Origin of the sequence: Stieleria bergensis (genome assembly GCA_007745635.1) — a bacterium.
Classification (GTDB): domain Bacteria; phylum Planctomycetota; class Planctomycetia; order Pirellulales; family Pirellulaceae; genus Stieleria; species Stieleria bergensis.
On record CP036272.1, the window covers coordinates 2,800,165 to 2,820,905 of the forward strand.

At 55.2% G+C, this 20,741-nt stretch carries 12 protein-coding genes; 10 read left to right on the forward strand and 2 right to left on the reverse strand.

Annotation, left to right across the window (positions count from 1 at the left end):
* Positions 1 to 136: 136 nt before the first annotated feature.
* Complete coding sequence (locus SV7mr_RS09680; RefSeq protein ID WP_419188327.1) at positions 137 to 2,632, reverse strand: glycogen/starch/alpha-glucan phosphorylase; 2,496 nt, start codon at positions 2,630 to 2,632, stop codon at positions 137 to 139.
* 776 nt (positions 2,633 to 3,408) lie between these two features.
* On the opposite strand from SV7mr_RS09680, the gene SV7mr_RS09685 reads away from it, so the two are divergent.
* The 4 genes from SV7mr_RS09685 (at position 3,409) to SV7mr_RS09700 (ending at position 7,508) form a co-directional block, all read left to right on the forward strand.
* Positions 3,409 to 4,056 carry an HAD family hydrolase gene (locus SV7mr_RS09685; RefSeq protein ID WP_145271476.1) on the forward strand — a complete coding sequence of 216 codons (648 nt, stop codon included), beginning with the start codon at positions 3,409 to 3,411 and terminating at the stop codon, positions 4,054 to 4,056.
* Between the two features lie 184 nt (positions 4,057 to 4,240).
* Complete coding sequence (locus SV7mr_RS09690) at positions 4,241 to 5,023, forward strand: sugar phosphate isomerase/epimerase family protein (protein WP_145271478.1); 783 nt, start codon at positions 4,241 to 4,243, stop codon at positions 5,021 to 5,023.
* A gap of 234 nt (positions 5,024 to 5,257) precedes the next feature.
* Positions 5,258 to 6,211 (forward strand): YdcF family protein, encoded by a 954-nt coding sequence (locus tag SV7mr_RS09695; RefSeq protein ID WP_419188328.1) that lies wholly within the window; start codon positions 5,258 to 5,260, stop codon positions 6,209 to 6,211.
* A 664-nt stretch (positions 6,212 to 6,875) separates the two neighbouring features.
* Positions 6,876 to 7,508 carry a response regulator gene (locus tag SV7mr_RS09700; protein ID WP_145271482.1) on the forward strand — a complete coding sequence of 211 codons (633 nt, stop codon included), beginning with the start codon at positions 6,876 to 6,878 and terminating at the stop codon, positions 7,506 to 7,508.
* Positions 7,509 to 9,525: 2,017 nt separating this feature from the next.
* Here SV7mr_RS09700 and SV7mr_RS09705 read toward each other — a convergent pair.
* The gene (locus SV7mr_RS09705) at positions 9,526 to 10,890 is read right to left on the reverse strand and encodes an amidohydrolase family protein (protein ID WP_145271484.1); all 1,365 of its coding nucleotides are present in this window, start codon (positions 10,888 to 10,890) and stop codon (positions 9,526 to 9,528) included.
* Positions 10,891 to 11,167: 277 nt separating this feature from the next.
* Here SV7mr_RS09705 and SV7mr_RS09710 point away from each other — a divergent pair, with 277 nt between their 5' ends.
* From SV7mr_RS09710 to SV7mr_RS09735, 6 genes are all read left to right on the forward strand, one after another.
* On the forward strand, positions 11,168 to 14,977 hold the full coding sequence (locus SV7mr_RS09710; protein ID WP_419188329.1) for a secretin N-terminal domain-containing protein: 3,810 nt from the start codon (positions 11,168 to 11,170) through the stop codon (positions 14,975 to 14,977).
* Positions 14,978 to 15,051: 74 nt separating this feature from the next.
* Complete coding sequence (locus SV7mr_RS09715; RefSeq protein WP_145271487.1) at positions 15,052 to 16,149, forward strand: hypothetical protein; 1,098 nt, start codon at positions 15,052 to 15,054, stop codon at positions 16,147 to 16,149.
* Positions 16,150 to 16,233: 84 nt separating this feature from the next.
* Positions 16,234 to 17,109, forward strand: a complete 876-nt coding sequence (locus SV7mr_RS09720) for an ion transporter (RefSeq protein ID WP_145271489.1) — start codon at positions 16,234 to 16,236, stop codon at positions 17,107 to 17,109.
* Positions 17,110 to 17,414: 305 nt separating this feature from the next.
* Positions 17,415 to 18,782: a PQQ-binding-like beta-propeller repeat protein gene (locus SV7mr_RS09725; RefSeq protein ID WP_419188330.1), complete on the forward strand. Its 1,368-nt coding sequence runs from the start codon at positions 17,415 to 17,417 to the stop codon at positions 18,780 to 18,782.
* A 98-nt stretch (positions 18,783 to 18,880) separates the two neighbouring features.
* Positions 18,881 to 19,510, forward strand: coding sequence for a phosphoesterase (locus tag SV7mr_RS09730; protein WP_145271493.1), 630 nt, complete (start codon positions 18,881 to 18,883; stop codon positions 19,508 to 19,510).
* A 31-nt stretch (positions 19,511 to 19,541) separates the two neighbouring features.
* Positions 19,542 to 20,708 carry a cysteine desulfurase family protein gene (locus SV7mr_RS09735; protein WP_145271495.1) on the forward strand — a complete coding sequence of 389 codons (1,167 nt, stop codon included), beginning with the start codon at positions 19,542 to 19,544 and terminating at the stop codon, positions 20,706 to 20,708.
* Positions 20,709 to 20,741 lie beyond the last annotated feature (33 nt).

Consider the following 20,741-nt stretch of genomic DNA (forward strand, 5'->3'; position numbering starts at 1 on the left):
TCGAGGAATCGAGGAATCGAGGAACCGAGGAACCGAGGAATCGAGGAATCGAGGAATCGAGGAATCGAGGAACCGATTGGGCACTTGCCCGGCGTTGGGCGCCGGGGGGCTTGCGAGCTTGCTGCCGGCGACAGGATTAACCTTGGTTGCGAGGCAACGCTTGGGTCTGCCAGATCTCGTCGGCGTATTGCTGAATGGTGCGATCGCTGGAGAACCAACCACTGTTGGCGGTGTTCAGCACGCTCATGCGGTTCCATTGCACACTGTCCTTGTAGGCTTCGTTGACGCGTTGTTGTGCGTCGATGAAGCTGCGAAGGTCGGCAATGGTTAACCACTGATCGTTCGGGTTCCGCATCCCGGCAACCAGTTCACCAAACACACCGGGGTGGTTTTGGTTGAAACGACCGCCTTCGATCAATTCCATGATGCGTTGCAAATCGGAATCGGCTGCAATGATTGCATTGGGATCGTACTGACGGCGAGTCTCGGCAACTTCTGGTGCGTTCAAGCCGAACAAGAAGAAGTTTTCCGCGCCAGCTTTTTCACGAATCTCGATGTTCGCACCATCCAGGGTGCCGATGGTCAAGGCACCGTTCATCATGAACTTCATGTTTCCGGTACCCGACGCTTCTTTCCCCGCCGTTGAGATCTGCTCGGAGAGCTCGGTCCCAGGGCAGATCATTTCCATCGCCGAGACGCGGTAGTCGGGGAAGAACACACAGCGCAAGTGGTCCTTGCTGCGAGGATCGTCGTTGATTACTTGGAAGACCGAGTTGGCAAAGCGAATGATCAGCTTGGCGATGTGATAACCGGGCGCGGCTTTACCACCCAACAGCACGCAACGTGGCACCATGCCTTCGGTGTCACCGCGAAGAATGCGATCATAGAGATGGATCACATGCAGGATGTTCATCAGTTGACGTTTGTATTCATGGATCCGTTTGACTTGGACGTCAATCATGAATGAACTGTCAATGCTGATGCCTGTGTTGGCTTTGACGTAAGTGGCTAGACGCTCTTTATTGGTTTGCTTCACGCCTTTCCAGCGATGCAGGAAGTTTTCGTCATCGGCATAGGGCGCCAAATCAGAGAGCTGTTCCAAGTCATCGGTCCAGCCGGTTCCGATGGTTTCATTCAGCAGGTTTCGAATGCCGGGATTGCAGTGCGATAACCAGCGGCGCTGAGTGACACCATTGGTCTTGTTGTTGATCTTGCTAGGCCAGATTTTATGAAAGTCAGAGAACAAGCCTTGTTTCAATAGATCTGTGTGCAGCTGAGCAACGCCGTTGACCGAGTAGCTGCCGACGATTGCCAAGTAGGCCATTCGTAGGTGAGGGTCATGTCCCTCTTCGACGATGGAGACACGCTTGATCAGTTCACTGTCGCCGGGGAAACGCTCAGCGACTTCGCCCAGGAATCGTTCATTGATTTCGTAGACGATTTCTAGCAGTCGTGGCAGCAGCCGGTCAAACATGCTGACCGACCAACGCTCCAGTGCTTCAGGCAGTAAGGTGTGGTTGGTGTACGCCATGCACTGACTGGTGATTTTCCAGGCTTCATCCCAGCCAAGCAGGTACTGGTCCATCAGCAGTCGCATCAATTCTGGGACGGCACAGGCAGGGTGGGTGTCGTTGAGCTGGAAGCAGTTTTCGGCGGCAAAGTTAGTAAAGTCAGCGCCGTTCCGGCCGACCCAGTCTTTGAGCACGTCCTGAATGCTTGATGAGACCAGGAAGTACTGTTGTTTCAGACGGAGCTCTTTACCGTTCTCGCTGGCATCGTTGGGGTACAACACCATCGAGATTTGTTCGGCGGTGTTTTTGTCTGCCACCGACTCGGTGTAATCACCAGCGTTAAATTCGCCTAAGTCAAATTCGTCAGTCGCGGTCGCTTTCCAAAGTCGCAGCGTATTGACGGTGCCGTTATCATGCCCAGGAATCGGCATGTCAAAGGGGACGGCCAGGATGTCCTGCGTTTCAACCCAGCGACTGTGCGGGCGACCATGTTCGTCGACGTAGCGTTCGGTTCGGCCATAGAACTGGATGTGCTTGGTGTCTTCGTGCCGTTCGACTTCCCAAAGGTTACCGTCACGCAACCAGTGGTCAGGAGCTTCGATTTGACGGCCCTTTTCAATGCTCTGCTTGAACATGCCGTATTCGTAGCGAATCCCGTAACCAGCAACAGGCAAACGCAGATTGGCGCAGCTATCCAAGAAGCAGGCCGCCAAACGACCCAGACCACCGTTGCCCAGACCCGCATCGTGTTCCTGTTCGACGATGTCTTCGAGATCAAGCCCCAGGTTCACCAATGCCGATCGCAAGTCACCTTCCAGGCCCAGGTTCATCACGGCGTTGTTCAGCGAACGCCCCATCAAAAACTCGAGCGACAAATAGTGCACGTGCCGCGCTGGAGTCGATTGCATCCGCTGCCGCGTTTGCAGCCAGTTGTGCATGATCCGGTCTCGGACCGAGAAAGCCGTCGCACGAAAATTGTATTCGTTGTTGGCGCTTTGCGAGTCACATCCGAGCGAATACTGCATGTGTCTGCGTATGCCTTGCAGCATGTTGCCCAGCAATGCGTTTTCGCTCAAATCGTTCGGATCGTTTGAAACGTGGGGTTCCATCGTATTTGACATCGTATTCCTAGCGCTTGTTAGACAGTTGCCAACGCATTCGAACGTTTAGCAGGCCAACTGACCATTCAGTGTGGTGGTTAGATTCAATGCTCGCCGGCAGCCAAACGATTGCATCGTCGCTCGTTGGGCCGCCAAGCACGGTCGGGCATGTTGTGCACGCCTTGGGGGCAGCCTGGGTAAAGCGGCTGCCTGGGAAAGTTTGACGATTTGGGACGTTGGATCGAGTGCCAAGCTCACTAGCAGTGTTACGCGAATTTCCAGGAAATTCAAGCATCGCAACAGGCTTCTACGGGATGACGGAAGCTTGTTGACCAACAATGCCAGCTTAAGGAAAAGACGACGCAACTAGTGCTCTTCCCTTTCTTGGTTGAATCAACGCGGGTTCAATTCAGACGCTGTCTTCATTCGGCCAGATTGCGCGTTGACCCGCAAAGAATCCCCAGCAATTACGGTTGTCCCAGTGCGCAGCGGTCAACTAACTGGTATGATCGTTGCGACGCGCCGTGTTGCCTTTTAAGACGCGGCAACCGTGCCAGGGACTGAGTGGTGTGCGGCGATCACCGTTTTCCAGGCGATCACCCTTTCCAGGCGATCACCCTTTCCAGGCGATCACCCTTTCCCGGCGATCACCGTGTTGCGGGCTGAATCGTTGCGGGGGCAAGCGGCCACGGTGTCCGGCAACAGACGAGCAGGTCGCTAGGATCGTGTCTTTGGAACACTATCCTTATCAAGCTGGGCCTTCCAACTGAGTTGATCCGTCGCGGGATTGCATCACGATGGCAAACATTGAATTCGTCTATTTTGACCTCGGTAACGTGTTGGTCCGTTTTGACCCTGCCCTGGCCTGCCGAAATTTGGCAACGCTGTTTGCCGTCAGCGAGCAGCGTGCCGAGCAGGCCTTGTATGGCAGTGGCTTGCAAACCGCGTATGAACATGGCGAGCTGTGCGACCAGGAATTTGCACAGCAGCTCTGCAGTGATTTATGCAGTGATTTCATCAGTGCTCAGCAGACGGCCCCTGGGCGGTCAACGATTGCCCAGCAGGATGTCCTTGACGCGATCAGCGAAATGTTCACGCCGATCGAATCGATGGCCGGTGTGGTTGAAGATGTGCGTGAGCGATTGGGGCGTGTCGGGCTGTTGTCCAATACGTGCTTCGCCCATTGGGATTGGATTCGGCGACAGAATTGGGCGGTCTCGAAGCTCGACTTTGAAGTCACCCTGCTCAGTTGCGAGGTCGCGTCGATGAAACCGGACGCTGAGATCTATCGGTTGGCGCAGCAGGCCTGTGGACTCGCTGGGGAGCAGATTCTGTTTCTTGATGACAAAGCTGAAAACGTCGCCGCGGCGCGGAATCAGGGTTGGCACGCGGAATGTTGCTTTGGCGGCCAGCAGGCGATGGATGCCTTGGCGAAATATCTTTGACGCCACTGCGTGTTGCGAGCGCCACCGGCGGGCTTTGTGGCCATGGATTGTTTGCCAATTTGGCTCGGCCTTGTGCGAACCCTCGCCAGAGGACCGGATCTGATGTATGAATAGTGGCTGTGCAGCGAAGGTTGTTTGGTTCGATCGCTGACTGATCATTGGTCTGTTCTTGGAGTGTTTTGTCGTGAGTCATCTTTCGGTCGCGATTCGTTTGGATTGTTTGCGTTTGCCGTTGCGGAAAGCACTGGATCAAGCCGCCAGGATGGGTGTTTCCATGGTTGAACTTGATGGCCGCGGTGAAATTCACCCGGATTCGATGACGCAAACGGGATTGCGGCAGATCAAAAACTGGCTCGATGAACGCAACTTAAAGGTTGCTGCACTGCGTTTTCAGACCCGCCGGGGCTATGAGGTTGCCGACGGATTGCAGCGCCGTGTGGAGGCAACCAAAGCCGCGATGAAGCTGGCCTATGAATTCGGAGCCAGCCATGTCATCAATCAGATTGGATACATTCCTGAAGACGCCTCTGATCCTCGTCATGAGACGCTTGAATCGGTGATCAGCGATCTGGGGCGATATGGAGCCAAAGTCGGTGCCTTCCTGGCTGCGGAAACGGGAGCGGAATCGGGCGATCGCTTGATGCAGGCCATCGCCGGTGATGAAGAAGGCTATGTTGCAGTTGCCTTCAATCCGGGACAGTTGATTGTCAATCGCTTCAGCGTTTCCGAAGCGTTGGAGGCGTTGAAACAGCGAATTGGACTCTTGTGCGTCACGGACGGTGTGTTGGATCTAGCCGCCGGACGCGGCATCTCGGTGCCGGTGGGCGAAGGCACCGCAGACTTTCCGCAGATCTTTGCTCAATTGGAAGATGTTGATTTTCACGGACCTTGCGTCGTCGGTCGCGCAGAATCCCAGCCAGTGGATTTGGAACAAGGCACGCTGTACCTTCGCAATCTATACTCATGATGTCTTGTTTCATGTGCGAACTGCTAGGCTCGCCAGACTGTTGGACTGCCAGACTGTTGACCTGCCAGACTGTTGACCTGCCAGACTGTTGACCTGCCAGACTGTTGACCTGCCAGACTGTTGACCTGCCAGACTAACGCTGAAAAGCAAGGCGTGATGCTCGTCGTCAACGGGCGTCGCAGCCACTAGGTGAGGTGAATCATTCAGGTCCGAGGGGAAATTGGGATGGCAAAGATGTCTGAGAAACAGTCGCCTAAAACAGGGACAGTGAGCGAGCTCCCGTCATCGGCAAGCTCTTCGATTCGGCAAGGGTTGTGGGATGTGACGCCCAGTCTGCTTGTTGTCGCAGTGATGGTGATTTGGTCAGCCATCTTCGGCGGTCGCTCGACTGCAGAGCGGGCCATCACGGACTTTGCCATGCCCTTGGGATTGTGTTGGCTGACGGGACTGTGGGCTGTCACGTTTTGTCTGCGTCGTCGTCGCTGGCTGATTGGATCGATCTGTTTGCTGTTTTGGTTGTTGTTGACCCTCGGTAGCAGCAACTACATCGCCAATGCCTTGGGGCAGTATGTGAGGTACGTTCCGCAGACCGATCCCGCGTCGGAAATTGAGCAACCGTTGGATGCGATCGTGTTGCTAGGTGGTTATGCCTATCCCAATCGCTTCAATGTCGCTGAGTTAGGGAGTGATGGACAAAGGCTGCTGTTGGCGGCTCAGTTGCTCCATGCAAACAAGACCAAGACCGTCATTTGCACGGGCACGTCAGCCAGTGGCCAATCGCATCCCTCAGCGATTGGCAAGCAGATGCTGGTGTCATTGGGGGGCGATCCTGGAGTGATCTTTGAGGCCCCGGGGTTCAATACTGATGCCGAAATGCAGTCCTTGCAGGAGTTCTTCAGCAAGCCGCCGGATGATTGGTTGGCGCTGACCGGAGGTGAGAAAGAGGCTGGTGATGACAGCGGGGGAGATGCGGCTGGCTATCGATTAGGGCTGGTGACCAGTGCCACCCACATGCCAAGAGCGCTTCGGTTGTCAAAAACAGTCGGACTGAACTTTGAACCGTTGCCTTGTTGTCTCGCCGGCGGCGGCGGACCCTTTAACCCGCGTTCTCTGATTCCCAACGCTGGAGCGGCTAAAAACGTTTCCGCTTCCTTCAAAGAGGTGCTGGCGAAACTTGTGGGGCGTTAGTCAGCCTGTAGGTCGGTGCCCAATTCTGTGCGTCGGCGCCCAGTTCTGTGGGGGAGGGTGTGTTCCCGGTGTGGCGAGGGGGCTATCGGCTAGTCATGATGATTCTGGCGGCGAGTAGTCAAGAAAACGCTCTGGCACTGTCGGTGGATCGACATTTGCTACCGCAATTTTTTAAAACAGGTCAAAACTGCAGGTTCGGGTGTTAATCTCCCATGGTGCCACCACTAGACTCTGTGTGGGCTGTACTTCCCTCTGCAGGCAGGGGGTCTGGTAACCTGTGTCTGACGTAGGCGAAATTCCCTCGAATTTCTCTACTTAGCCGGTTGTCAATAGCCCATAATGGTATGATTGGCTGGGTGATACTGGACTAGTCTCGGAAGGGGATAGTGACAAACGAGCTGGTTAGGCTTCGTTTGTGGTTGTCAAACTGGATGATTAGGTCATCTTAACCAGTGATCAGTCATTACGGCATTTCCAGGTAGCAGTGAATGGTCTCACAGGAACCCCTGTCGGTTGGTCGGGGACTCTGTCGGGCATTTTGGTCGTGAAATGGAGGCACCGCCGCGTGAGGTTGGATACCAATTTAAACATTCGAACAAGCTGAAAAGAGCAACGATTTCTAAAGGCAGCATGCGGCCTACGAATCGCAGGAGAATTTCAATCGATGAGCAAGAAACTACTAGTTGTTGATGACCATTTGGTGATTCGAATGGGGCTCAGGTCGATGCTTCAGGGGACCGATCTAGAGGTCGCCGAAGAAACTTGTAATGCAGCAGAAACGCTTGCTGCAGTAGAGCGTTCCGTCCCCGACTGCGTGCTGATGGACATCCGCATGGAAGGTGGTGATGGCTTGAACACTTTGGGGCGCATTAAGCTGGATCACCCAGATCTGCCCATCGTGCTTTACTCGGCCTACGATAACCCCACTTACATTGCTCGCGCTGTTGCTCTCGGTGCGGCGGGTTATATCTTGAAGTCGGCTCCTCGTGAGAAGCTGATCAATGCCCTGAACACCGCTGCCAGCGGCGAGTCAGCGTGGACTCGTGAAGAACTGCGTCGGGTCACTGGTGCCTTGGCTACGCCACGTTTGAGCCAAGAGCTGGACGTGCCGTTGACTCATCGCGAAAGCGAAGTGTTGCGTCAAATGGCTCAAGGTCTGACCAACAAAGAAATCGCCAAGATGCTCGGCATCAGCTACGAAACGGTCAAAGAGCACGTGCAACACATCTTGCGAAAGATCGGTGTTACCGACCGCACGCAAGCAGCTGTTTGGGCCGTTCGCAAGAACTTGGTCTAATCGCTGCCTAAGCAAACGAATTCAAACAAGCGGATCGATGAACGCGATGGTTCATTGATCCGTTTTTTTGCGCCAAACGCATCGCCGTCTAACCGCATGTAATTGCCCGTTTGGGGACGCAGTCCGGTTTCGCGGGAACAGTCGAGCGAGTCAGTTTGGGACTGGGGATGTCCAATTGATTGGCGGATGTCCCATCTGTTGTTAAAACTCTTGATGGTCTTGGCGTGCTCCCCAAAAGCTGATCCAACGGTTAGCAAGGTTGACCGGCCTTGATCGTCAGGATCAAGGACTGGTTACACACCCAGAAGATTCGCTTGCCTCTCAATGATCACATGAGAGACAACTGCTCTGCGCCTCTTAAGAGGGCTTGCCACATGAGCCAGCGCCGCTGACAACGTATGACAGAGAAACCTCCGGCGCAAGCCTGTGCAGCAGAGAACACTTGCTCTCCGGTCGGTGTGCCCCAAACCGCATGTAGAACACCTACGGCGTTCGGAGGTTTGATGGTTCCAGTGACCCAAGGTGCGCTTCGCGACCTTGGGCTGTGAAAATGGAACACCTACGGCGTTCGGCAGGCCAAGCTGACGTTCCTTCGAACCACATGATCAGAGAAACACGCCCAAGTAACCTGCCAAAGCCAAGGCGATGGCTTTCACAATCGCATCCCGATTTCCGAACGCCGAAGGTGTTCTACCCCAAAGCCCAGGGTCGCGCAGCGCACCCTGGGGACAGGCCCCACACACATCGTCTCCGAACGCCGTAGGTGTTCTACAACGGGTTCGGGAGAGTCGCTTGGAATGCAAGGAACGCCAAGGCATCTTGCCCAAACCCTTGCACTAGAAAACTGACACCAGCGCCGCTGGCCATGCAAACTCTGAGAATCTGCCGGGGACAGTCCACCGAAACTTGCAATCGTCGCAAAGCCGGCAATAAACCACGAAGGACACGATGAGCACGAAGAAGGGAATCACAATCATCCTCCGCTGCAAAAACGGTGATGGGCGTGTGCAGTTACATATACCCGCTGCTGGAAATTGCCGATCGGGCGCTGGATCAGCTTCAGCGTTGGCAGGACACCGAAGACTGGGAGCACTGACGGCAGGCGGTCGGAGTGGCGATTGTGCAGGCGGAAAGCTCGAGCACGCTGATTGAGAGTTTTCAACGCGGGGTGATGATACTGGATGACCAGTGGCTGAGCCGAGTGCTACAAACGATGGAATTGCTCGACGAGCTGCGGCCAGCCAACCAGGAGCGGCCACCCCCATAATCGACAACAACGGGGCCATGACTGATGAGCGGAAAATCGAGACGTTCAAACTCGATCCGGCTAGCGGCATGCCATTACCAAATCTAAAGGCCTCAAAATCAAGCCATTTCAATCACCGGGCCAATCAAACGCACTCTTACTGCGTCAACACATCTCCAAGCAGTCAAACGCACGGCCTTTCTAACCCAGCCGCCCAATCAAAAACGCCTTGGACACCCAAGTAAAACCAGGCAACCCATCAGGGCTCAAACTCCGTCTTCACTTCAGAACTCGGTTGATGGCCTGTTAAGTCAAGTCCACTGCCTCGAATGCGAATGGAGGCAGTTGCTGGAAATGGAGAACGCTAATAAGCACTAATAGGCTCTCATCGATTAGCCTTGATTAGTGCCTATTGGTGTTCCCGATTCGAGACGTCGAACATTCCGTCTCTTGTACGACGAGCGTGAAGCATGGGGGCAGCGTGAGCCACTGAGCGAAACGCGACATTCCACCGTCCCCCTTGCCCAACGATAAAAAGAGCTTCCGCAAACTTGCTGGTCACCAGCCACTACGGGCTTTGATCAAGGCACTGGCACGTCCCGGGGACGTCGGCACCTGATCGGCTTGGCCCCTGTAAGCTCAACAAAGTAATCACCAGAGAGACCATCAAGAGTTTTAACAGCAGATGGGACGTCCCTCGGTTGCAGCCAACGAAAATTGACAAATGGCGAAGGGCAGTATTCTGCCTTCCGGGAGACCATCTTTCAACTTTTAACAATCAGCGGGACGCTTCCTTGGGACTTGCTTAGTGTCTAAGTCACTGGTGTCTAAGCAGTTGGCGCCCAAGCAATACGTTCTCTGGATCCAGCGATCATCCCAGCTAAACATCAGTTGGCTGAGTGGTCGCTGGCTTGCCACTGGTGAGTCTGGGCCCAGCAGCAGTGGCTTTTCGCTTTCGCACCATGGGACATCAGGCCGAATGACGACTAAATCGGCCGGCGCAGCCGCTGCGATGCGTCCGGCATCCGGCCAGTTCAGAACATCGGCATTGCCAGCTGTGATTTGGTGCCAGGCCTGTGCAGCGGTGGGAACTCGGTCCCATCGAAACGCATGCTTGTTGCCTTGTGATTCGGTTAGCTCAACGTGAATCGCGGTCTCAATCATGGAGCGTGCGACGCGCACCATGGAGCGTTCATAACCGGCGCCGATGTCGCTTCCCAAGCCGATGCTGATGCCGGCCGCTTGGTATTCGGCCAATCGCATGCGACCACTGCCTAGAAAGACATTGGCTGTGGGGCAATGGGTAATGATGCTCGCTGTTTTCAGTAAGCGATCAAGGTCGGCAGTTTCCAGGTAGATGCCGTGTCCAAACAGGCTGCGTTCGGTCAGCAGCCCGCATTGCTGGTAAACCTCGGTGTACGAACGACTTGGATGATGCGTTTCAATCCAATCGCATTCGGCGGTGGTTTCAGCCAGATGCGTTTGGATCACGGCTTGACGTTGTTCGGCGAGCTGGCCTACGCTTTGCATGAGCGATTCGCTGCATGCCAGGGCGAATCGAGGTGCCAGGGCAGCGGCCAGTCGTTTGCCGGGTGGGAAGCGATCGAGCAACGTCGCTGATTGGTCGATCAATGCTTCGGCTGGGTGGCAAAGTTCGTCGGGGCCATTGATGTCCATCAACATCTGTCCGATAACGCCTCGCAAGCCACGGTTGCCGAAGCACTCCAGGGCTTTTTGCGTCGCCATTGCATTGGACGTAGCAAAGGCGCAAACACCTGTCGTGCCCATGGCAAGCAGTTGCTGAGCAACCTGTTGGCACAGGATCTGGGCTGTGTCCAAATCATTCCAGCGAATCTCGGCCGGGAAAATGCTGTTCTCCAGCCAAGTCAACAGCGGCATGCCCAGCACGCCGATGCGATCGAACTGAGGCAGGTGCACATGGCAGTCAATCAAGCCAGGAATGATCAGCGTGTCTGCGTCACCAAAGTCAGCCTGACCGGAAATCTCGCCCCAATTGATCTGCTTGACCAGTTGTCCAACGATTTCAAGAGTGCCTGTGCGCAAGTAGGCGAAACCTTGCGGGCTAGATTGCAAGATTTGGCCTGATAAGGTCGTGCGCTGAGTGGCTGAATGCATCGGGTGTGAAGGTAGGCAGGAAAAACGGCTATCGCTGACGTCATAGCTTACCAGTTTTTCCTAGGCGTTGATTTCGGCATGAGCGGCGCTTGCGGACGAGCGAAACGCGATTAAGACGCTGGTGGCTGTGGATTTCGTTGTAGCGAATTTATCGCCGCGGACGATGAAGCGGGTTATCGGAGATAGCGCTCGTGGAGCTCCGTGGAAATTCCCTGCGAACCTTATTAGACCTACAGGTGTTGTTGTGCACCGATTGAAATCAATCATTAAAGCCCGCATGACCAAACGTCAACGGATCGCCCCCGCAGCCTTGACAATCATGGCCATGGCTGCAAGTTCCAGTGCCTTGGCACAGGACTACTCGGTGGGCGTGCCTCAGTATCAGCAGCGGCAGGCCCAGCCTGGATATTATCCAAACGGGTCGAATTTGCCGCAGCGAGGGGTGGTGCAGCAGCAATCTCCGCCAGCGGCCTCATCGCGTTATGCGCCGCCTGTCAATCAAGGCATGCCTCAGCAATACGTCCCGGCCACGCAACCTGTCGCGGGCCAGGGGTACGGTGCTTCGGCAAACTATCCGGTACCGACACAGCAAGTTCCGATTCAGCAAGCATCGGTGCAGCTGCAAAACGGCGTTCCCGCGCATGGCGCTGTGGCACAGCAAGGCCGCCCCGAGCTACGCATGCTGCCCGTTCCACAGGCTTACGCGACCTTGATCGCCGACAGTTTGAGCTTGCGTTATCAGCAACAAAAAGAAATCACGATTGCGTCCAATCCGCGCACCAGTGAACTGGTCGTTTTGGCTCCGCCACAGATGCAGGCGGCCATCGCGGGTGAAGTTCAGCAGATGGCTGCAAATCTGATGGGTCAAGCCAACGGCGCGGTCAACGCTCCGGTTGTCTGGCGTTTGCAAAACATCAGCTGGCAGAAGTTCGAGCAAGACCTGCGTCAGCTCGCCGGTCAAGAATTGCCAATGACCTCGCGCGACAACGGTGGGCAGGTTGCCTATCAAATGAACGTTGGTCGCATGCAAGGTTCAACGGTCAATGTCGACCGCCGCCAAAACCTGATCACCGTTCAGGCACCTCGCACGGCTTCCGGTGGTTGGCGACAATTGTTGGAGTCATTAGACGGTCAGCCAACGCGATTTGATGATGTCACGATGGTGCACCGTTTGATCAAAGCCGAAATGGCTCCCGTTCAGCGCACCATGCGATTGCTACGCGGCCTGCCGGGCAACGATGCTCGCAGCAATCCCGCGATGACCGCCAATGCCGCGTTCCAAAACCCTGCGGCACAGCCACCCGGTCAGCCTCAAGGCCAGACTCAGCCCGGTGCGAACATTGTCGCCGCTGACTCCGAGCCCTCTGGCCCGCTGGGCGATGTCCAGATCGAATACAGCCCCGATCTGAATACGATTATCGTCAAGGGGAACAAACGTGACGTGGCCCGAGTCATGGAGTTGATCCGTGAAATCGAAAACAAGGCCGAACTGACTCAGCCGCTTTCAGAAGTGGTGCAGTTAAAGTTTGCGGATGCCAACGCGGTTTCGGCTTTGCTGACTCAACTGTACGAGGACGTGCTTTCGGCTCGTCAGGGAGACGTCAGCATTACCTCGCTGGATGCTCCCAACGCCTTGCTGTTGATTGGACGCGAAGAAGCGATTGTTGCACTGAAAGAGTTGATTGCGAAAATCGATGTTGATATCGATGGTGACAGTCGTCTGCGAGTGTTCCGAATGCAAAACGCGTCCGCTCAAGATGCCCAGCAAACGATTCTGGATCACTTTACCAATCGGCCCACCGTGGATCAGGAATACCGGGATGGATTGGGCCCAAGGGTCCGCATTTCCGCAGACATTCGGACAAACTCGCTGATCGTCAGTGCCGCGCCTCGCGACATGGTTGAAGTGACGCGTCTGATTGATGAACTGGACGTTGAGAAGACCGACGCTTCGAGCGAGATTCGTGTCTTCACACTTGCCAATGCCGTCGCCGATGACTTGGCAGTGACTCTGCAAGAAGCATTCTCAGGCGACTCGCTTGGTGCCAGCGACGACACCACGGTCCCGTCAACATCGCTCAAGATTGTTGCGTTGGACAACGCTTCCAAGCGTGTGGTCGAGTCAGGCATCTTGGCCGGAGCGACCATTTCGTCCGATCCCAACGGGAACGCGATTGTTGTCAAAGCTCCATCGGCCAGCATGCCGCTGATTGCGGAACTGATCGCTCAGTTGGATCGCGCCCCTGGCGTCGAATCCATGGTCAAAGTGTTCACGATTGAATATGGTGACGCTCAGGCGTTGCTGACCAGTTTGGAAACTCTGTTCGGTTCAAGTGCCGGCACCGACGGAACGGCCATTGGTGCAGGAAACCTGCCTGGTGGAACGGCCGCTGAAGAAAGCAGCTTGGTTCCACTGCGATTCTCCAGTGACATTCGAACCAATAGCATTGTGGCCAGCGGCTCGTTGGCAGACTTGGAAGTTGTCGAAAGCATTCTGTTGCGTCTTGATGGCGAAGGTTTCTCAGAGCGAATCACGGAGGTGATCTGGCTGCGAAACAACCAAGCCTCGTTGGTGGCTGACGCCATCACGGCATACGTTAACTCGCGGCAGAGTTCTCAGTTCGTCCAGCAGATTTCCCAGAATGGAATCGCACCGTACGACTTCGAAGACCGTGACATCATTGCGGTTGCCGAACCGAACTTCAACACGATTCTTCTGAGCGTCTCGCCACGTCTGTACGAAGAAGTGCGAATGCTGATCGATCGCCTGGACCGCCCGCGTCCGATGGTCATGATCAACGTCATGATCGCTGAAGTGTTCCTGAACGATGTGTTCGAGATCGGAACTGAATTGGGCCTGCAAGATTCACTATCGTTCGATCGCGGCAAGGCAGTGAGTGATGTTCCGGGAACGGTTGGTGCAGGGACACCTGGATTTAACTTCAACGATGCCAATGTGTCTAACGTGAACAACTTGGCTCAGAGCACCGTGGCTGCGGCTGGCGTGTCAACCTTTGGCGTGGGCACATCGAATTCGAATCTGGGTTATGGTGGCTTTGTCTTGAATGCGGCCAGTGACTCCTTCAGTCTGCTGTTCCGTACTCTGCAAGATGCTCAGCGAGCACAGATCCTGAGTCGCCCTCAGTTGATGACAGCTGATGGTGCCGAGGCATTTCTGAATGTTGGTCGTCAGATCGCTCGATTCGGAGGTTCGGACGTGACTAACGTTGGAGCTTCGCAGAACATCGACGACGTTGATGTGGGGATTAACCTGCGATTGTTCCCACGTGTCGGGCGTGATGGCACGATCATCATGGAAGTTGACGTGCGAAAATCTGACCGAGACACCAGCAGCGGTACGACCGTGACTGACGGGACCGGCGGGACAGTGTTCATCGATGACATCATCGAAACGTTGGTTCAAGCAACGCTGTCGGTTAAGAGCGGTCAAACAGTGATCATTGGCGGTCTGATTCAGAAAGATCGTGTCAATCGATCACGACGGTTCCCGTTGTTGGCGAACGTGCCGATTGTTGGCAACTTGTTCAAGTACGACTTCGAGGAAGAAGGGCGTCGGGAAACCTTGATCGTGTTGACACCCATCTTGGTCTCCAGCGAGCAAGACACCGAATACATCAATCAAGTGGAATCATCCCGCATGAGCTGGTGCTTGGCCGATGTGATTGAAGCTCATGGTGACGTGGGGCTGAGCGGTGGCTATGGATTGTGGGGACCAGCCATTGGTCCAACCATCTATCCTGACTTGCAGCCAACCGTGATGGACGGCGGGGTTGAAATTCAGCCGCCAGCTGAAATGCTTCCGCAGTCGGAGGGCGTTCGGGAGGGCGATTTGCCTGGTCAAGCGATTCCTCCACAGGCTGTACCACAGTCGGTGATTCCACCAGCTCAATCGGGGACGCAGAATATCCCGAACTTGCAACCCGAGCTGAATCTTGGTTCTCAAGTTCCCAATGCCACTCCTGTTGCTCGGCAATTCAATCCGTCGACACGCAACGTGAATCAGCGTTCATCAGGTTTTGCTGTGCCCGACTCTGGGTTCGCTCAGCCGGCGTCCTTTCGTCGATAGCTGATGTTAGCAGCGGCTTTCGAGCCGCTTGGCAGTCAATGTAGGTCCTCTCCTTTCGTTTGGTAGTGAATTCGATGAAGGTATTTCGTTTCAACGCGTTGATCAGTTTCCTGATCTTGATCGCCGGTCTGTTGTCTGTTGGCTGTAGTTCAATCAGCAAAACCAATGACCAAATGTTGACCGAACACCGAGTCAACGACTTCTTGAACTTTTCCAAAAAGGGCAAACGAAAAGAGGACGACAAGCACCCTCAGCCGTACCCGAATCCAGTGAAAATGGCTTCGACCTGGCAACCGGATGTTTTGATTCAGCAAGGACGTACACCGACCCGTGGCTTTGGCGGCCGACTGTTCTTCTTTGATGAAAAGTCTCGTGTTGTGCCTGTGGCGGGAACGCTGACCATTCACGGCTTTCAGGTCGGTGAGAACGGTGGCGATTCAGAGATCAAACCCTTTAAATTCTCTCCCGACCAGTTTACACAACACTATAGCACTAGCGATTTTGGCGCAAGCTACAGCATTTGGATTCCCTGGGACGCCGTTGGCCAATTCGAAAAAGAAATCTCGTTGGTGCCTACGTTTCAGACCATCGAAGGCAAAGTTGTTCAGGGATCACCCACCTCGGTCATGTTGCCTGGGCCGAAACGTCAGTCCGAAGAACGAGTCGCTCGCAGTGATTGGTCACCACAGTATCATGAGTACCGCAACGCCATCGCCGGCGAAACCAAGCGTCCCAGTGGCCTAGTGACAACCACCATCCGCCGTAGCACCGAAGGTCCCGAAGGCTCTCTGCAAGGAACTGAATTGCGTCAACGGATGGAACATCTAGCCGGTTCTCGCCAGCAAAGTCGGGGCGAGCGTTATGCTGATGTTCAATCTCAACAGCTATCGCGTCGCCCTTTGGGGCCGCAGACGAATCAGCAAGGTGTGTTTCAAACTGCGAGCGCCCAGATTCCAGCCCAAAACCAGCCTGTAACAGGTCCTGCACCGACGAATGCACCGACGAACGCGGCGACGAACGCGGCGACGAACGCGGCGACGAACGCGGCGACGAACGCGGCGACGAACGCGGCGAATAGTGCGTTGCCAACCCACGGGCAATCTTTCGGTGTTCCGCCCGTTCAACCCAAGACCCCGGCTCCACGACGCGTTGGATTGGGGCGGTCCCTGTAACGAAAAGCAACCGTTTTGAACGCAGCGAACAGTCGAAAATCTAAGGCCGATCAGCGACCCGATGGGCCTCCTTGGCGCGTGCTGATGCACGACGTGATCTTTGAGTCCGATACAAGGTCCGGATGGATCTTCGATGTGGGCCTGCTGATCGCGATCCTGATCAGCGTCTTTGTGACCTCGCTGGAAACCGTTCCCAACATCGCCAAGCTGGAGTTGCCGATCTTTCATCAGACCGAATGGTTTCTGACCATTCTGTTTAGTATTGAATACATCGCGCGGCTGTCCTGTGCCAAACGGCCTCTGCGATATGCGTTGTCGTTCTGGGGTGTCATCGATGTGCTCAGCATCTTGCCGTCTTACGTTGGCTTGTTGATTCCCGATGGTCAGACGGAATCATTCATGATGCTTCGCAGCATTCGATTGCTGCGTGCATTTCGAGTCTTGAAGATCTGGCGGATGGTTGACGATGCCGATGATCTGTATGGCGCGGTGGCACGTGCCAAGCATAAAATCGTCGTCTTCTTGATGGTCGTGTTGGTCGCTGTGGTCATTAGCGGGACGCTGATGTATTTCGTCGAAACCGTGGTGCCAAACGTTATCGCACAGCGCCGCGGTTTAGAGCCCATTACCGAAGTACAATTCGAATCGATTCCCGAATCGATGTACTGGGCCATCGTGACGATGACAACCGTCGGTTATGGAGATGTGGTGCCGACAACTGGGATTGGGAAAATCATTGCTGCGACGCTGATTCTGCTGGGGTACAGCCTGATCATCGTTCCCAGTTCGTTTGTCGGTGCCGAATTGAAAGGCGGAACCCAAGACGGTCCGGCGTCCGAATCAGGCGTCGGTGGCAAAGCTGCTGGGGATCGGGGGATGGACAAGGCGTGTCCTCGCTGCGAAACGCCAGGACATCGCGGCGATGCCGTGTACTGTTTCAAGTGCGGTCAGCGGCTCTAGGGGAGTAAGCTCTGGCGTTGTCCAGGGGGCCGGCCGTTCCCGTTCTGAATGAAACCACACGTGTCCAACTGAGCAAGCGCCAGCCACACCGGCAATTCATCCTGCCGCCGGCGAACAGAAGTTGCCAAGTCGCTCGTGCCATGCGGCTTGTTCTCATCGCTCGCGGCGTGGAGGTGCTCTGTGGTGGAGGGCTTTCGGTCTGTTCCGCTGGTCGCTGATTTGGGGTATCCTAGGGGCCGAATCCGCTTCCTCCTGAGAACCGTTAGGCAAATGAGATGTGCCAGTGGCGAACCCCTTTAATCTGCTTGTCCTTGGTTTGCCTGGCGCTGCACAGCGGCTGCGCCGATAGCGACGAACCTCAGCCGGTTGCCGCGACCGAACCCGCGACCGAAACGGTGTCGATCGATGGCAGTTTTCCGCGTTTGCTGGGCGATCATTTTGATGGCCGCGCCGTCGGACAGGTTGCGCTGGATTGGTCCTCCAAGCCTCAGGTTGCTTGGACATTGCCCGTTGGGGCCGGCTATGGTTTGGGAAGCGCCGTCAATGGTGTTTACTATCAGCTTGATGCCGAGGCTCGGTTTCAAGGTGGCGTCGAACAACTGCGCGCCCTTGACTTTCAATCCGGCAAAGAGCTTTGGAAGGCCGAACGTAAGTTTAGTTATCAAGACCTCTATGGTTATGACAACGGACCACGCGGTACACCAACCGTGGCCGGGGATCGGATCGTTACCTTCGGCGTCGATGGGATGTTGTGTTGTCGACAATTGACCAATGGTGATCTGATCTGGAAAGTGAACACCAAGTCCAAGTACGGCGTGGTGCAAAACTTCTTCGGTGTCGGTGCGTCCCCGTTGATTCATGATTCTCTGGTGATCGTGCCCGTCGGGGGCAGTCCAGAAGAAAGCCAGCAAGTCGCGCCGGGCAGGCTGGACCGGATTCGATCTAATGACTCCGCAGTTGTTGCCTTTGATTTGCAAACGGGCGAAGAGCGGTGGCATTGCGGCGAAGACTTTGCAAGTTATAGCAGTCCGCGGACGGCGACGATCGATGGCAAAACCGTCGTTCTGCAGCTGGCCCGAAATCAACTGTTGGTGATCGATCCTGACGACGGAAAAGTGCTTTGGCAGTACCCGCACCGTGCGAGCATCCTAGAAAGTGTCAATGCGTCGATGCCCGTTGTGAAGCAGGACGAAGTCTTCATCAGCGAATGTTATCAGGTCGGAAGTGCCCTGTTGCAGGTTCGCTTGGATGGCCCCACACCGGTTTGGGTCGATCCACCCAGTCGACGGCGTGAACAGGCGATGCGTTGCCATTGGTCCACACCCGTGCTGGTCGGTGACTATTTGTACGGATGCAGTGGACGAAACAATCCCGATAGTGAATTCCGTTGCGTGCAGTGGTCCACCGGGAAAGTGATGTGGGGAGACGCCTCCCAAATCCGAACCAGTGTCGCCACCGCTGATGGGAAACTGGTGGTGCTTTCTGAGGACGGTGTGATCGAAATTTTGCAGCCCAACCCAGAACGCAAGCAGGTCCTGCACCGCTATGATTTTGGCGACCAACTGAAGGCCCCCTGCTGGTCTGCTCCCATCATTGTTGGCAACCGGATGCTGATTCGTGGTGATGAAAAGGTGCTGTGTTTGTCGGTTGCTGCCGGCTCTGATACAAAATGATTCCGGTCGCGTTTCACGGCTCGACAGATCGCAGTCCAAACGCAATCCTTAAGTGATCTTCGGTCTGCTCGTTTTACTTTTTCATTCAGGACAACCTGATGTCTGGCTCGGAAGAACATGTGCTTGTTATCCCCGCTGCGGTGATCGATCAGATTGGTCAGATTGATCAATTTGAGGCGGATGCCGATCGCTTTTTGAATCCTATTTTGCAAAGTGATCAGCTGTCCTACAAGCCACGCAGTGCGATGGAGGTGGATCCGCAGTTTAAGCAGTTGATCCCCTACGTGGTGCTGCAATGCGTCACTCCCGATGGCAAGCTCGCCGTCTTCACGTACACGCGTGGCGGCGGTGGCGGAGAAACTCGCCTACACGCCAAACGCAGTGTTGGAATTGGTGGCCACATCTCACTGGATGACGCCAGCAGTGATGCCAATGATCATCACGATGCCTATCAAAAGGGCATGGCCCGCGAGCTTGAGGAAGAGATCGTTCTGGACACTGCTTATGAGCAAGCGGTGGAAGGTTTGATCTATGACGACTCCAATGAAGTTGGCAAAGTTCACCTAGGCGTTCTGCATCGGTTCTTTCTAGACGCTCCTAACGTCTCCAGTAACGAAGACGATTTAGCGGAGGGAGGCTTTTTGACAGTCGATGAACTGAGATCGGATTTCGATCGTTTGGAAACCTGGAGCCAGATCGCGATCAAGGCACTGTATGGGGACAACTGATCGACGTTCATCGCGTGTTCAGTGATTGCACATGATTTATATGGATCATCATGCCACAACACCCTGTGACCAGCGGGTTGTGGATCAGATGTTGCCCTGGTTTAGCCAGCAGTTTGGCAACCCTCACAGTTCCTCGCATGCATTGGGGCGGACTGCTGCCGACGCGATCGCGCGCGCGACAGCCAACATTGCTGAGTCGATTCATGTTGCTGAGGATCGCATTCTGTTCACCAGCGGCGCGACCGAAAGCATTAACTTGGCGATCGATGGCATCATGCGTCATCCCAGACAGCGCCGCCAGCACGTGGTCACCACGACCATCGAGCATCCCGCCGTCGGTGACGTCGTCGATCGATTGGAACGAGATGGGTTTGAGGTCACGCGTGTCCCGGTTTATCAGCAGGGCCATGACTTGGCGGGGCAGGTGGATTTAGATGCCTTGGCCGCAGCGGTCACCGATCGCACTGCCTTGGTGTCGGTACACTGGGCTAACAACGAGATTGGCGTGCTGCAACCCATGCAACAGATCGCCGACATCTGCCATGCTCAGGGAGCCCTCTTGCATAGCGATGCCACTCAAGCGGTTGGACGTGTTGCGGTTGATCTGAATGACAGCGACGTCGACTTGTTGAGTGCCTCGGCACATAAGTTCTATGGACCGAAGGGCGTTGGCTTGTTGACCTTCGGTGGTGGGCGTGATCAGCGTCGTATTCGGATCAAACCGTTAATCATCGGAGGTGGCCAGCAATCTAATCTGCGCAGTGGCACGATGGCTCCAGCGTTAGTCGTTGGCTGTGCCGCTGCCTTGCAGTTGGCCGATGCAGAGATGGAGGCCACGCAAGAGAAGTTGCTTCGAGTGAGACAGCAGCTTTGGCAGGGCTTGCAGGATCAGATTGATGGCCTGGTCATCAATGGGCCGCCGTTAGACGCGCTCGTTCGATTGGCGGGCAACCTAAATTTCAGCGTTCCGTTGGTGGAAGGTGAAACTTGGATGGCTGCCTGTCCGGATGTCTGTTTCAGCAGTGGGTCCGCTTGCAGCAGTGCCAACCCCATGCCCAGTCACGTCCTGCGGGGCATCGGTCTTTCCGAACAGCTTGCCCGGCAGAGCGTTCGTTTTGGGCTTGGGAAAGAAAACACCGACGACGAGATTCACAGCGCCGTCGAACGCCTGGTCAGCGCTTACAAGTCACTGGTCTAGGCAATCGTTCGTGTCATCTTGGCGATCGCTTTC

Excerpts from the sequence above, each read along its gene's own strand:
- SV7mr_RS09715 (WP_145271487.1), top strand. The coding sequence starts at position 15,052 with ATGAAGGTATTTCGTTTCAACGCGTTGATCAGTTTCCTGATCTTGATC.
- SV7mr_RS09695 (WP_419188328.1), top strand. The coding sequence starts at position 5,258 with ATGTCTGAGAAACAGTCGCCTAAAACAGGGACAGTGAGCGAGCTCCCG.
- SV7mr_RS09685 (WP_145271476.1), top strand. The coding sequence starts at position 3,409 with ATGGCAAACATTGAATTCGTCTATTTTGACCTCGGTAACGTGTTGGTC.
- SV7mr_RS09680 (WP_419188327.1), bottom strand. The coding sequence starts at position 2,632 with ATGTCAAATACGATGGAACCCCACGTTTCAAACGATCCGAACGATTTG.
- SV7mr_RS09735 (WP_145271495.1), top strand. The coding sequence starts at position 19,542 with ATGATTTATATGGATCATCATGCCACAACACCCTGTGACCAGCGGGTT.
- SV7mr_RS09705 (WP_145271484.1), bottom strand. The coding sequence starts at position 10,890 with ATGCATTCAGCCACTCAGCGCACGACCTTATCAGGCCAAATCTTGCAA.
- SV7mr_RS09720 (WP_145271489.1), top strand. The coding sequence starts at position 16,234 with ATGCACGACGTGATCTTTGAGTCCGATACAAGGTCCGGATGGATCTTC.
- SV7mr_RS09730 (WP_145271493.1), top strand. The coding sequence starts at position 18,881 with ATGTCTGGCTCGGAAGAACATGTGCTTGTTATCCCCGCTGCGGTGATC.
- SV7mr_RS09710 (WP_419188329.1), top strand. The coding sequence starts at position 11,168 with ATGACCAAACGTCAACGGATCGCCCCCGCAGCCTTGACAATCATGGCC.
- SV7mr_RS09700 (WP_145271482.1), top strand. The coding sequence starts at position 6,876 with ATGAGCAAGAAACTACTAGTTGTTGATGACCATTTGGTGATTCGAATG.